Annotated in this window: 8 protein-coding genes; 7 read left to right on the forward strand and 1 reads right to left on the reverse strand. The window is 69.4% G+C overall.

The genetic code is table 11. The annotated features are described in order from the left end of the window. Positions 1 to 2 precede the first annotated feature (2 nt). Both ABIH81_RS19605 and ABIH81_RS19610 read left to right on the forward strand, forming a co-directional pair. A complete protein-coding gene (locus ABIH81_RS19605) occupies positions 3 to 1238 on the forward strand; it encodes an NB-ARC domain-containing protein (RefSeq protein WP_349876351.1) in 1236 nt (411 codons plus the stop codon). A gap of 32 nt (positions 1239 to 1270) precedes the next feature. Beyond that, positions 1271 to 2410, forward strand: coding sequence for a tetratricopeptide repeat protein (locus ABIH81_RS19610; RefSeq protein WP_349876352.1), 1140 nt, complete (start codon positions 1271 to 1273; stop codon positions 2408 to 2410). 35 nt (positions 2411 to 2445) lie between these two features. Here ABIH81_RS19610 and ABIH81_RS19615 read toward each other — a convergent pair whose 3' ends face one another. Next, entirely contained in the window at positions 2446 to 2739 is a 294-nt protein-coding gene (locus tag ABIH81_RS19615; RefSeq protein WP_349876353.1) for a hypothetical protein, read from the reverse strand. Between ABIH81_RS19615 and ABIH81_RS19620 the strand changes: the two genes are divergently transcribed. From ABIH81_RS19620 to ABIH81_RS19640, 5 genes are all read left to right on the forward strand, one after another. After that, a complete protein-coding gene (locus ABIH81_RS19620; protein ID WP_349876354.1) occupies positions 2714 to 2929 on the forward strand; it encodes a hypothetical protein in 216 nt (71 codons plus the stop codon). The genes ABIH81_RS19615 and ABIH81_RS19620 overlap by 26 nt on opposite strands. Continuing rightward, complete coding sequence (locus ABIH81_RS19625) at positions 2926 to 3312, forward strand: hypothetical protein (protein ID WP_349876355.1); 387 nt, start codon at positions 2926 to 2928, stop codon at positions 3310 to 3312. The genes ABIH81_RS19620 and ABIH81_RS19625 overlap by 4 nt, the downstream gene beginning before the upstream one ends. 194 nt (positions 3313 to 3506) lie before the next feature. After that, a complete protein-coding gene (locus tag ABIH81_RS19630) occupies positions 3507 to 6812 on the forward strand; it encodes a hypothetical protein (RefSeq protein WP_349876356.1) in 3306 nt (1101 codons plus the stop codon). Further along, entirely contained in the window at positions 6809 to 11737 is a 4929-nt protein-coding gene (locus ABIH81_RS19635) for a DEAD/DEAH box helicase (RefSeq protein WP_349876357.1), read from the forward strand. Before ABIH81_RS19630 ends, ABIH81_RS19635 begins: the two co-directional genes overlap by 4 nt. A gap of 117 nt (positions 11738 to 11854) precedes the next feature. Beyond that, positions 11855 to 13678 carry a hypothetical protein gene (locus ABIH81_RS19640; protein ID WP_349876358.1) on the forward strand — a complete coding sequence of 608 codons (1824 nt, stop codon included), beginning with the start codon at positions 11855 to 11857 and terminating at the stop codon, positions 13676 to 13678. Positions 13679 to 14072 lie beyond the last annotated feature (394 nt).

The following is a 14072-nucleotide window of genomic DNA, read 5'->3' on the forward strand; positions in this document are numbered from 1 at the left end:
CGATGGCTGACGGCGGGGCGGAACAACAACGGCCAGAGCAACAACGACCAGAGCACGTCAACCGGTCAGAGCTGTCCGGCCCCGCCGACCTGGTACAGGCCCGCGACGTGTACGGCGCGGTGCACTTCCATTCCGGCAACCCCCACCCCGCCGACCCGCCTCCCCGTCAGCTCCCCGGTGACGTACGCGGCTTCGTCAACCGGGTCAAGGAGCTGCGCGCGCTGGACCGACTACTTGGCGATGACGCCGTCGCCGCCAGCCTCGTCGTCCTCACCGGCACCGCCGGCGTCGGCAAGACCGCTCTCGCGCTGCGCTGGGCGCACGCCGTGCGGCACCGCTTCCCGGACGGCGAGCTCTACGCCAACCTCCGCGGGTACGACCCGGGCCAGCCCAGCCGACCGGAGCAGGTGCTCGACCGCTTCCTGCGGGCGCTGGGCGTCCCCGCGTCCGCGATTCCCGCCGATCTCGAGGACCGCGAGACGTTATACCGCTCCCGGCTGGCCGACCGGCGCGTCCTGGTGGTCCTGGACAACGCCGCCACGGTCCGGCAGGTGCGTCCGCTGCTGCCGGGCACCAGTAGCTGCCTGGTGATCGTCACCAGCCGAAGCATGCTGTCGGGTCTTGTCAGTCGCGACGGCGGCCGGCGGCTGACCCTGCGCATGCTGGCCGAAGAGGACGCGGTGACGCTGCTGCAGGACGTGACCGCTGAGTACCGCACGGGCGATGACGCGGTCGAGCTCGCCGAACTGGCGCGGTTGTGTGCCAGGCTGCCGCTGGCGCTGCGCATCGCCGCCGAAAGGGCGGCGAGCCGACCGTTCATGCCGCTCTCCGAGTTGATTCATGACCTGCGCGACGAGTCGGCCCTGTGGGACGCCCTCACCGCGGAGGACGGCGAGGAGGCCGACGCCGTACGATCCGTCTTCGCCTGGTCCTACCGGGCCCTGAACACACCGGCGGCCCGGCTGTTCCGGCTGCTCGGCCTGCATCCCGGCCCGGACCTCGGCACCCCGGCTGCCGCCGCGCTCGCCGGCTCGCCGGTGTCACAGATCCGGCAGCCGCTCGACGCTCTCGTCGGTGCGCACCTGCTGGAACAGAGCGCGCCGGCCGCTACCAACTGCACGACCTGTTACGCGCGTACGCGGTCGACCAGGTCAAGCACCTGGAGAGCGGCGAGGATCGCCAGGCGGCGCTGCGTCGCGTACTCACCTGGTACCTGCACGCGGCGGACGCCGCGCTGACCCGCACACTCCCGTTCAGCCGGACAGTGCCGTTGGCGCCACCGACCGAGATCACGCCGCTGAGCTTCGCCACCGCGGAAGAGGCGGACGCCTGGTTCACCGCCGAGCAGGACAACCTCGTCGCCGCCACCCGAACCGCTGCCGAGGCAGCGCTGCCGCGGCTCGCCTGGCACCTGGCCGTTCTGCTGGGCAGCGTCTTCATGCACCGCAACGCCTTCGACGCGTGGTTCGCCACGGCGCGGATCGGCCTGGGCGCAGCACGTTCACTGAACGACCGGCGCGCTGAGGCGGAGGCGCTGGAGAGCCTCGGCAAGGCCCACTTCCAGGCCCGCCAGCTCACGGAGGCGGCGGAGTATCACCACGCCGCGCTGGCGATCCGGCGGGACATCGGCGACGAGCACGGCACGGCGGTGTCCATCAACGCGCTGGGGCTGCTGGCGCTGCGCCACCGCCGCCTCACCGACGCCCTCGCGCACTTCGGCGAGAGCCTCGACATCTTCACCCGGCGCGACGACCAACGCTGGCGGGCACTGCTGCTGAGCAACCTTGCGGAAACCCGGTACGAACTGGGTGACCTCGCCGACGCCGTGACGCTGCTGGATCAGGCGCTCGCGGTACAGCGGGGCATCGACGACCGGGGGCAGGAGGGCAACTCGCTGTTCTTCCTCAGCATGACGCTGCGCGAACTCGGGCGCACCGACGACGCCCAGACGGCGATCGAGCGGGCGTTGGCCATCGCCGAACGGGGGAGCCCGGTGTGGTTGGCGCACTGGCTGGTCGAGTACGCGCGCCTGCAGCGCGCCGTAGGCCGACCCGCCGAGGCGTTGGAGGCGACGCACCGGGCGGCCACGATCCAGCGCCGGCTGGGTGACCGCAGCCGGGAGGCGATGGCGTGGGACGGGGCCGGCGAGGCGTACCGGGATCTGGGGCAGCCCGATCAGGCGATCGCCTTCCACCTGCGGGCGGCGGCGGTCCACCGGCAGCTCGGGGACGACTGGCAGCTCGCCCTGACCATGGACCACCTGGCAACGGCGCTGATCGACGTCGGGCGCGCCGAGGAGGCACACCGCTGGTGGAGCGAGGCGGGCGCGCTGCTGAGCAGCTTTCCGGACCCGCGCGCGGAGCGACTGCGACGGCGCGTCGAGTCAGTGTTGGGGGAGAGCGCTGGCTGACTGAACCTCGCGGAGGCGTTCGGCCTGCGGTGTGGCTACTGCCGGATCAGCCCGACGGTGGTGGCCAGGCGGGCCACGTCGGCCGGGCTGGGGCTGGCGCGCAGGACGGCGGTCAGCGCGGCACGGGCGGCGGGTCGGATGCGCACCTCGGCGGGGGCGATGCCGTCGGCGGTGACCAGGGCGCGGCCAGCGGCGCGGGCATCGCCGAGGTCGAGGTGGGCACGGGTGATGTCGACCAGGTGAGCGGCCCGGTGCTCGGCGGGGAGCCGGTGCCAGACGTCGACGTCGGTGGCGCAACGGTGGATGGTGACCGAGGGACTGCGCCCCACGCTGGCCCTCGCTCTGCTGGGCGACCGCAAGCGCGTCGGTGACCTGCCTGCCGAGTTGCGCAAGCTCAGTCCCACCGCCGCTCGTGTGGTCAAGGCGGCGAACAACGGCTCGCACGGCGGTGCCACCAGCGACCTCCCGGTCCTGATCGAGGAAGCACGGAACCTGGTGAGGAGGCTGAGCCGCCCATGACCCCCGAGCAGCTTCTCGACGAAGCCTTCACCCTGCTGAATAGTCCCAGCCGCAGTATGCGCCGCTGCTGGCAGCGCGGCTGCGCCTGCCTCACCCGCCTCGCACTCGAACAGGGATTGCGCATCTACTGGGATCGGATCGCACCCAGCGTCACCCGGTGCCCGATGCGGCATCAACTGCTGGCCCTGCCGGCCTTCACCGATGCCTCGACGGCACTCCTGGCGAGGACGGCATGGCACGGCCTCTCCCGCGCGATGCACCACCACGTGTACGAGCTGGCGCCCACCGTGGCGGAACTTCAGGGCTGGCATCGGGACGTCACCCGCCTCCTACCGCGGCTTGGTGCCGTGACGGTCGCGAACACCATCACCGACTCCGGGTGAGCCGCCGCAGGCAATCCGTTGCACAGCGAAAACAACTTGTCGTTCCCCCGACCGGGGTGACGCCACGAACGATCTTGGTGGCACTGGTGGGCCGATCGGACAGGGCATGGCCGGTGACCTGCTGCTCGTCTTGTGTCGACCACCGCTCACTTGCATAGTCGCTCTACGGCTGCGGCCGTCTAGAGGGGAAGAACGTGTCACAAGCATCTGAGTTCCTCCGCGACCGGGAACGCGCCTGGGCGCCAGCGCTGTCCGCCGTCTCGCTCGTCTCTGAGATCGGCGCCGGGGAAGAGGACGTCAAGGAGGTCATCCGCGTACTCGGCAGGGTCTGCGGAGACGCCCACCCCTACGACCGCCGCCGGCTGCTCGCCTATCGGTACCCTGCATGCCTCGTTACCGGCCTCGCCGGCATCGGCGCCGTCGGCTACGAACACGGCAACTACTGGAGCGCCGTGCACGATCTCGCGCCCGGCCGAATCGACCAGAGCCTGTGGGGCGAGCTGTTCCGCGCCAACCTCGACCGCTTCAAGCTGGCCCGATTCCCGGGGCTGCCACAGGTCAACGTCGGCGAGATCCTCATGCACGCCGGCGTCCCCGCCTACTGCATCGGCGACCTGCTGAACCTCCTGCTGCAACGGCTGGCCCGCGATCCGGGCATGTCCGCCGAGCACTTCCTGGCCTGGGCACTGACCCCCGGCCGCGAATCCCGCCTGTCCGAGCTCGACAAGCCCGTGCAGCGGTTCATCCAGTACGGCGGCGACTACGCCGAGGACCTCATCGACCGCTGCATCGACCTGCTGGAGCGACTCCGTCAGCCGGTGTTCCACGCCGACGGCCTCGGACTCCCTCCACATCTGATCGCCAAGGCGCAGCACCTTGCCGAGTCGGGCCAGCTCGACTGGACCGGTGCGACCGACCGGGTCCAGTCGGGAACCCGGATCACGCAAGCGCGCCCCCACCTGGAACTTGAACCCTTCGGACGAGGACTCCTGCTGTGGCTGCCCTCGATACCCGACGCGGCGGACGGCCACGTGGTATGGCAGGTGCGCATCGACGGTGAGGCGCAGACCGTGGTCAGCCGGTCGATGTGGCCGGGCGTACGGGAGACCGCACCTGCGACGGCACTGCCCATCGCACGTCCCGCGCGACAACTCACCGTCGAACTTGCCGCTTACGATCAGGAACACGAGATCGAGGTGGTCGACCCGCGGGATCCGCTGCTGGTGTTCACCGACGACGGTCGACGCGTACCGGCCACTGCCAGCCTGCCGCCGGAACCAGCCTGGCTGCTCTACCCCCACGAGAGTGGCGCCGGCGAATCGCTCGAGCTTCACATCACCGGGGACCTGCACGACCTCGGCGACGTCCCCGCCCCCTACGGCTGGCTCGGCTGGACACTGCGCCGTGTCGACCTTCGCCACGTGGCCGAGCTGCGTCTCGGCGACGGCACGCCCCGACGAGTCAAGGGCGCCCGACGGGCTCAGCTGCACCTCGACCCGCCACTACCTGGCGTGTGCAGCCTCACCGGCGCCCCGGTCGTCACGGCCGCGCCGAAGCTGACCCTGCCCACCGAGCCGGGCGTCACGACCGAGTGGTCCATCCGCATCCGCAGACCCGGGTCCGATCAACTGATCACCGAGGTCGTCACCGTTGTCCGCGACACCACCGTCGACCCTTGGCATCGGCTGCCCCGACCCCTCGTCGGCACGTACGAGGTGATCGTCCGCGGGCCCCTCGGCCGTGGCCTGTCCCGCACCCTCGAACTGGTCGAGGGCCTGAACGCCCGCTCCAACCCCTCTTGGCGGGAGATCCGCGCCGACGGTCTGGAACCGGCGACCGTGCGGGCCAGTGCCAGCCTGCACGGCCTGACCGTCACACCGACGATGGTGCAGCTGGGTCCGAAGGACACCGCCGCTGAGGTGCAGATCGACAGTACTGCCGGATCAGCCACCGTGCGCGTGACACCAGCGCACATGGCGGTGCAGCGGCTCGGCGGCAACGGCCGCGGTGCCTGGTCCTTGCAGCCGCTGCGCCTGGACAGCGAGACGGTCGGCGAGGGTGAGCTGTTGGTCCGGCTTCCCGAGGTGGTGGACGCCCAACTCGTCGTCAAGGCCGCCGGTCGTGAGCTGCAAACCGTCGTCTCTGGCTTTACGTATGGGCAGCCCCTGGCACGGTTTCCTCTCGCCGCCATCGCCGACACCGTCGGCGTCCACGGCATCGCGCAGCTCGATGTCCGCGTCGACGGCCAGGACTTTCCGGTGGCCCGCTGCACCCCGAGGCGCCTCGCCAGCTCCGTCCACCTTGACAGAGACAGGCTGGTCCTCGTCGACGGCGTGCATGCAGAGGGCCTGGTCGCCGGTTTCTACCAGGTATACGCGCCGTGGCGACCTCCGCACGTGGTGGCCTTCAACCAGGACCTGGTCAGTGATCCGCTTCCTGAGGAGGTCACCACCGCCGGGCCTCTGGTGGCGCTGCTGCGCATCGAGGACCCGTGGGTGCCGGCAGAGTGGCCCGACTGGCCCGCCGCCGACAATGCCTTCGACATCGCCGACCGCGAGTGGAAACCCAGCGGAGAGGACACCGCCGACGACGCCGTGTCGGGCTACCTGGCGGGATCTGGCGATCTGCCCGACCGCCCGGACATCGCGCCACTGCTGATCGACCTGTATCACCGGGCGGACGGCCTTCGCGGCAGGGTGACCTGTGATGTCCGTGGGCTCTCCGCCATCCTCCGGCGCTATCCCTCGCAGGCCCTGGCCGCGACGGCGAGGACCAGGACCTCGGCCGACCGGCTGGTCGCTCCGCTCGTTCACTCCGGCCTGATCGCCGCGCCCCCCGACGCGTACGTCGGGGAGCGTGACGAGGACAGGCTTTGGGGGATCAGCCCTCTGGCCGGCATGCTCGCCACGGCCCACCGACTCGGTGAGCAGGACGGGAATGAAGCGCTACGCGAGCAAGTCTCGGCCGTCTGTGGCGAGGTGGCGCTGCACCTGCTCGATGGTGGTACCGACCCATACCGGACCGTTGGCCGTTTCGACGAGTCCGCACTACGACTGGCCGAGCTTCCGATCGAGGTACGTGACCGCTTATGGAAAGCGATGCGCATCGTGCCGGGCGGTCTACTCGATGCCGACGAGCGGTTGACGGCAGCCCGGCATCTGTTCGAGGTTCGGGTCCAGCCGGGCCTCGGCAGAGTTTCCAGCGCCGCTAAGGACCTACTCCTCGTCTCGCGTCAGCAGATCCACGCCGTCGGCGGACAACGCGTATCGGACGCAGTTCAAGCGCGCAGACCCACGACGGGCTGGCGGGCCCTCCCAGCCCTGTCGCTCGCGTTGGCGTTCATCGCACGACTGGCTGCCCGTGGACACACCGGCTGCGAGCGGCTGCTGCCGCGCACTCTGCCCCATCACGCCACCCTCGCTCGAAGCGCACCTCGCCTCGTCACCGTCGACCTTCTGCTCGCCGAGTTCACCCTGATCGGATCCGGAGACGCCCGATGATCCTTGACCCCATCGCCACCAGTGACGCCGTCGTCGCCACCTACCGGCGCTACCTGCGCACCCTGGTGGAACCGAAGGACCCTCGGCTGGCGACCGCCCTGGAAAACGCGATCGGCGACGCGATCAACCAGGAAATCACCAAGGGCCCCCTGCTTGAGGCGACGCCGCCCTACGTCACCTCATCCACCCCACGCGAGCTCATCGACACCGGCATCCTCGACCCTGGCATCGCCACCCTCGGCAACGGCTTCAACCTCGACCGACCGCTGTACCGGCACCAGGAGCGGGCGATCCGCAAAGCCGCCACCGGCCGAAATCTCGTCGTCGCCACCGGTACCGGCTCCGGCAAGACCGAAAGTTTCCTCCTGCCCATCCTCAACCGCATCATGGCCGAACGCTCGGCAGGAACCCTCAATCCTGGTGTCAGGGCACTGCTGCTCTACCCGATGAACGCGCTTGCCAACGACCAGATGAAGCGGCTACGCGGTCTCCTGGCTGAGGCACCGGACGTCACCTTCGGCCGGTACACGGGGGAGACCCGGCAGACGCGCCGGGAAGCCGTCGAGATCTTCGAACGACAGAACCCGGGCGAACGCCCGCTGCCCAACGAACTGCTCAGCCGCGAGGAGATGCAACAGCGGCCGCCACACCTTCTGCTGACCAATTACGCCATGCTCGAATACCTGCTGCTACGCCCCCTCGACATGGACCTGTTCGAAGGAGAGCACGCCGGCCATTGGCAGTTCATCGTCGTCGACGAAGCGCACGTCTACGACGGCGCCCGCGGCGCGGAACTGGCCATGCTGCTGCGCCGCCTGGTCGACCGGGTGAGCACGGGCCGACCGTTGCAGTGCATCGCCACCAGCGCGACTGTCGGCGGCGACATGAAAGCGGTCGCCGGCTTCGCCGCCTCCCTGTTCCCGGTGCCGTTCGAGTACGACCCAGCCGACGAGACCAGGCAGGACGTCGTCACCGCCGACCGGGTGGAACTCCCACCCGGACCGGAATGGGGGCCGCTGCCTGCCGCCGCGTACTCCGAACTCCTGCATGCCGATGGCCAAGCCGAGGCCGTCCTGGCTTGCGCCCGGCAGCATGGATACCTCACCGACGACCCGGCGGACGCCTTGGCCCGCGAGCAACGGGTCCGCCGGCTCAAGGCGCTCCTCGCCCACGGGCCGGTGCCCCTGCCGCAGGCGGCACAAGCCCTGTTCACCACCGGCGACCAGTCCGCCTGCGCCGCGCTGGTCGCCCTGGCCAACAGCATCCACGACACCGACGGCGCCCCTGTGCTGTCCGCCCGCTACCACCTCTTCGCCCGGGCCACCGAAGGCGCTTTCACCTGCCTCGGACCCCACGGCCCCCACGTCAGCCTCACCCGACACGAGCGATGCGAACACTGCGGCGACGCCGCATTCGAATTCGGCACCTGCCGCCGCTGCGGCACCGTCTACCTCTCCGGCACGCTGGAACGAATCGGAACCCACGCCGTCTTCCGCTCCCGGCGATCCCGGGACGAACAGCAGGTCTGGATGGCACTGGTCGACACCGTCGCCACCGACGAGGACGAAGAGATCCTCTCGAGCACCGCCCGCTCGGCCGGCGAACTGGGCGGCATGTGCAGCCGATGCGGCGTCTTCCAGCCCGGCCCGGCAACCACCTGTCCCCGATGCCTCGATGCGCCCATGCGCCAGGTCCGATTCCTTCGGCAACGCACCGATGAACTCACCGCGTGCCTGTCGTGCGGCGGGCGTGGCGACGGTCTCATCCGCCTTTTCTCGAGCGGAAACGAAGCCTCCGCCTCGGTCCTCGCCACCTCCCTCTACCAGAAGCTGCCCGTAGCGCCCGACCCCATCCAGCAGGGCCTGCGAGGAGGTGGGCGCAAGCTCCTGCTGTTCAGCGACAGCCGACAGTCCGCAGCCTACTTCGCCCCCTACCTCGAAGACTCCTACCAGCGGGTGCAGCGCCGACGGCTACTCCACGAAGGTGCCCACGCCGCCGCCGGGACCGGCGACGAGATCCGGCTGGAGGACGTCGTCTACCACACCAGCCGGGCCGCCGACCGGTACGGCATGTTCGAACGCCGCCAATCACGACAGGCACGCGAACGCCAGGTCGCCCTCTGGGCACAGGTCGAAATCGTCGGCGTCGACGAGCGCAACTCCCTGGAAGGCCGTGGGCTCCTCACCTGGGACATGTCTCGCGACCCTGCCTGGATCCCACCCCGGCCCCTGACCGACCTCGGCCTCACCGCCGACGAAGGCGCGGCGCTCATCGGTGAACTCGTCCGCTCGATCCGCCTCCAGGGCGCCGTCGCCGCCCTCGACGGCGTCGACCCCCGCGACGAGGCATTCCAACCGAGGCTGGGACCGATCTACGTACGAGGCACCGGCGCCGATGCCCGCCGCAAGGTCCTCAGCTGGCTGCCCACCAAAGGCGTCAACCGCAGACTCGACTATCTGCGCCGACTGCTCGACCGGCTCGGACACCCGGCAGAGCCCCTCACGATCCTCGAAGGGGTATGGCACCTCCTGACCAGGGGACCACAGTCGGAGTGGCTGATCGCCAGCACGGAACGCGGCATCGGTCAGGTCCACCAACTCGACCCCGCCCTGATGACCTGCACCGTGGTCACCGGTGACACCGCGATCTGGCAGTGCTCCACCTGCCGCAAACTCACCCCGTTCAACGTCCGGGGCACCTGCCCGACCATGGCCTGCGGCGGCACCCTCGAACACTGGACGCAGCCCACCGCCGACACGGACACCGACCACTACCGCAACGTGTACCGGGACATGAACCCGGTACCCCTGCGCGTTCTCGAACACACCGCGCAGTGGACCAGCGAACGAGCCGCCGAGATCCAACAGCAGTTCGTCCGTGGCGAGATCAACGCCCTGTCCTGCTCCACCACCTTCGAACTCGGCGTCGACGTCGGCGAACTCCAGGCCGTCATGCTCCGCAACATGCCACCCACCACCGCCAACTACGTCCAGCGCGCCGGCCGCGCCGGCCGCCGCACCGACGCCGCCGCACTCGTCGTCACCTACGCCCAACGGCGGTCACACGACCTCTCCCGCTTCGCCGAACCCCACCGCATGATCGCCGGCGAGGTCCGCGCGCCCTACGTACCCCTCAACAACGTGCGGATCGACCGCCGCCACGCCCACTCCGTCGCCCTGGCTGCCTTCTTCCGTCACCAGTTCCGCACCCACGGCACGGTGTGGCGGAAGGCAGGCGAGTTCCTCTTGGCCGATGACAGTGGGATTGTGCCCGTCACGCTGGTCCGCGACTTCCTCACGCCGGTGCCCGCGGGCATCACGGAATCGCTGCGCCAGGTCCTCCCCAAAGACGTGCAGGACAGCATCGGCGTCGACCCCGCCGCCTGGGTCGAGCACCTCCTCGACCTTCTGGAATCCGTCCGAGCCGAATTACAACAGGACGTCGACACCTACGAGGAGAAGCGGCAGGAGGCCTTCGTCGCCCGCCAGGACGACAAGGCTGCACGCTACAGCCGCGTCATGAAGACCATCACCGCCCGAGAACTTCTCGGACTACTGGCCAACCGCAACGTCCTGCCCAAGTACGGCTTCCCCGTCGACACCGTGGAACTACGGCTGGCATTCGCCGATGCCCACCAGGCCAAGCAACTGGAACTGTCCCGCGACCTCACCTCAGCGATCTACGAGTACGCGCCCGGCGCCGAGGTCATCGCCGGCGGGCTCACCTGGAAGTCCGCCGGCGTCTACCGGCTTCCAGGTCGGGACCTGGAACGCCGCTACTACGCCACCTGCGACGGATGCGGCCACTACCGCGAGTCCATCGACCGCCTCGACCAAGCCTGTCCCGCCTGCGGTGCCGCACCGGTCGGTGCTCCGCGCCAGTACGCCGTTCCGGGGTTCGGGTTCGTCGCCGCCCGCGACAGCGCCAGGCGACCCACCAGCGCCCCACGCCGTGCCTGGCACGGCACCACCTACGTCGTCTCACCCGGTGCCGAGCTCTACGAGGACAAGGTGAACCTCACCGGCGGCACGGTCACCATCCGGGCCGGTGCCAGAGGTGAGCTCATCGCCATCAGCGACGGAGGAGGTGGCCGTGGCTTCCTCATCTGTGCCACCTGCGGCTACGGGCGTCCCACCATCGACGGAGTGGCCAGCCACCAGAGCCCCCTCAGCGGGCGAGACTGCCGAGGCCGGATGGAGAATCTGTCCCTCGCCCACAAGTACCAGACAGACGTCCTCGAGTTGAGCATCGAAGGCGCCGCCACGGACGGCCTCGACGACGGCGCCTGGCGGTCAGTCGCGTACGCGCTGGTGGAGGGTGCCGTCCTCGCGCTCGAGATCAGCCGCGACGACATCGACGCCACGATGTACCAGACGGAGTCCGGACGCAGCGTCATCATGCTGTACGACACCGTGCCCGGCGGCGCCGGCCATGTCCAGCGCATCGCGGAGCGACTGCCTGACGTACTGGATCGGGCCCTGGGACGGGTCCGCAACTGCGAGTGCGGTCCCGAAACCAGCTGCTACCGGTGCCTGCGAGTGTTTCGCAACGAGCGCTACCACGAACAGCTTCGCCGCGGCGTCGCGGCGGACGTCCTCGGCCGCCTACTCGGCAAGACCGACCACGGGCCGGCCGGGGCCTTGCGGATCTCCCTGTCCGACGTGCATCCCGCCCTGACGGCGACCCGCCGGTTCCTGGTGTCGGAGGCGCCCGGGGAGGTCTTCGAACCGGTTGCCTCCGGCCAACTCGACCTCTACGAGGGCCGGGTCGTCCTTGCCAGCCGCGATGGCAAGGCCGCAGTCGGACGGCTCTGGCTGCGTCGCGACGCGCACGGCATCGTCGGCGCAGGGTTGCAGCAGATCGCTGGAGCGCCACTGGATGGCGAGGCGGACTGTCTCGCTGTGATCGGCGTTGCGGTGTTGTGACACGGGAGCGACGGCGTCTCGCTCACCAATGTCCGCCTAACGCAGCCGATCCTGGTGCGCGGCGACCCTGGACGTCGGCTCACCCGAAGCGAATCCGACCGGGAGGAGGTCCCCCTGATGGGACAGTCGGGCGGTGGCGCCGTCGCGCCACCATCGGAGGTGCGGCGCATCGCCTCCGAGGCTGAGGCCAGCGATCTCGCGCACCGATTGTTGATGCCTGGGCGGCGATGGCCGGTCGTGGTGCTGACCATTGCGGGGGAGCACGACGAGCCGTTCGGTGATCCGGACGAGGTCAAGCAGGCCGTCGGTGACCTTGCCGAGGTCGTGCTGATGCCCACGGATGACACCTCATGGGCGTTCTCGCGGGTGATGCCGACCATGACCCAGGTGTACGGCGGCGCAGGCCGGGTGTACCCCGTCGATCATGCCTGGGTCTCTGACCCCGGCCGCAGCAGGTTGCGGTTCGCCTATTCGCCGCACGACCGCAAACGCATCACCGATCAGTTGATCAGCGACGCGCTGCAAGCAGCCATGGCAGCCGGACTGGTCGAACCGCGCACTCGTCCAGGAACACAGCAGCGCTCCGGGAGAGTGCAGGGCATCATCGGGTCGCGGGCGCTGGTCATGTTCGACGACATGTCCGTGGCGACGGTGTGGGAGGAACTGACCCTGCCGGGCGTTGCGCTGGATCAAGTATTGGTCAGGGGGCAGCCGGTATCGGGGCGCTACGACCCAGACTCGCGCCGGCTAGATCTGCGAGCCGCGCTGCGTTTCGTCGACGCCGCCAGCGCCAAGGGCGGCGTCCAAGGGGCGTATCAGGCCGGTGATGTCGTTCTGGCCGAGGTTGCGGCCGTCGCTGAGGAGGCCGTCACCGTGCGGCTACTGCCCGGCCTGTTGGTCGAGATCGGTCGGGAGGCGGTCACCAGCAACCAGAAGGACACACTGGTTGGCCTGTTCAGCGTCGGGGAAGTCGTCACCTGCCGCCTCATAGCGGCCGAGCCGCTGCGGTTGCGGTTGGACGACGTCGACGACGAGGAGGTGCCGAAGCCAGCGCCGAGCCTGCTGCCGGGCGGGCCTCCGTGGCTGCGCCTTCCCGAGCCCGACCCGCAGCCCCAGGCTGTAGCGCCGCCTCCGCTGCCGGCGTCAATCCCCCCGAAGATGGCGCCGCCGTTACCGGACGCGCCCAGCGTCATGCCTCGACAGCCATCGCCGTTTGATCTGGCCCAACGCCTCTCCCCGTCGCAACCGACCGTGATGGCCCGACGTGCCGATGCGCTCCCTGCGGCACAGCAGGCGCAAGTCCTACAACTGAGCAACGAACTCGCGGCCGAGCGGGCCACCCGCAAGGCCCTCGCCGGCGAACTGGCGGGTCTACGAGCTCGGGCTGCCGAATTGGAGGCCGAGCTCGTACAGGCGACCCGCACCATAGAACAGCTCCAGACCCGCTACCGCGGCGCCGACCTGGCTCGACAGCGCCTGGGTAAGCAGCTCAGGAGCGCACAGGGCCGCGATGACCAGGCAGCGAGCGTACAGGGGCCGCTGTTCCTCGATCCAGAGGAACAGTTCCGCTACGAGGTCACCTGCGAATGGGCGCAGCGCATTCCCGCCGCCGAGAAAGCCGACAAGCCCCTCGCCAAGTACACCCTGGCCACTGGCTTCCTCGACTCCGTGGAACAACTTGAGGGCATCAACCGGGCAAAGATCGTCGCCGTCGTGGTCGAGGTGCTCACGGGCCAGGCGCAGCACCTTCCCGGGCGCGACGCGCATCCTCTACGCACCGGCGACGCCGGTAGCCCTTACGTCCGCCGTTCCGACGGCGCGATCTGCTGGCGGGTGGCGTTACAGCGGGAATCCGCCGCCGCTCGCCGGCTGCACTATTGGCGTACTCAGGATGGCTACGAGTTCTCCCGCGTCGCCCTTCACGACGACTACCGTCCCTGACGATCGAGTGGTGTGCCCACGTCCTCACGGCTGGTTAGCTTCCGGTCTGGGGCGCAGATCCAGGATGTTGGGCACGCCGGCCTCGCCGTTGCGTGCCGTTGCAGGAGGAGTAGCAGGTCCTCCTGCCGCGGCTGGCCGGTACCTCACCAGGTCGGCTTTGACTCGGTCGAACCTTGCCTGGTCGCGGCTGAGCGGATAGGGAAGGTTCTTCTTGGTCGATGAACCCTCTACCGGAGACCTCGCCATCTATCGATCACCGACACGCCGCACCTGACTTCGAGACACTGCCTGGGTGCTCCGATCGAGGTCTACAAGTTCGACAAGACTGAGGAGCCCTACAACGGCGCCGACATTGAATGGTGGATAGGAAGCGACACCACGCACTGGCTCGGGC

This window comes from Micromonospora sp. HUAS YX12 (genome assembly GCF_040215685.1).
GTDB lineage: Bacteria > Actinomycetota > Actinomycetes > Mycobacteriales > Micromonosporaceae > Micromonospora > Micromonospora tulbaghiae.

Coding starts and splice junctions, on each gene's coding strand:
- ABIH81_RS19605 (WP_349876351.1), top strand. CDS start 3: ATGGCTGACGGCGGGGCGGAACAACAACGGCCAGAGCAACAACGACCA.
- ABIH81_RS19620 (WP_349876354.1), top strand. CDS start 2,714: ATGGTGACCGAGGGACTGCGCCCCACGCTGGCCCTCGCTCTGCTGGGC.
- ABIH81_RS19640 (WP_349876358.1), top strand. CDS start 11,855: ATGGGACAGTCGGGCGGTGGCGCCGTCGCGCCACCATCGGAGGTGCGG.
- ABIH81_RS19635 (WP_349876357.1), top strand. CDS start 6,809: ATGATCCTTGACCCCATCGCCACCAGTGACGCCGTCGTCGCCACCTAC.
- ABIH81_RS19625 (WP_349876355.1), top strand. CDS start 2,926: ATGACCCCCGAGCAGCTTCTCGACGAAGCCTTCACCCTGCTGAATAGT.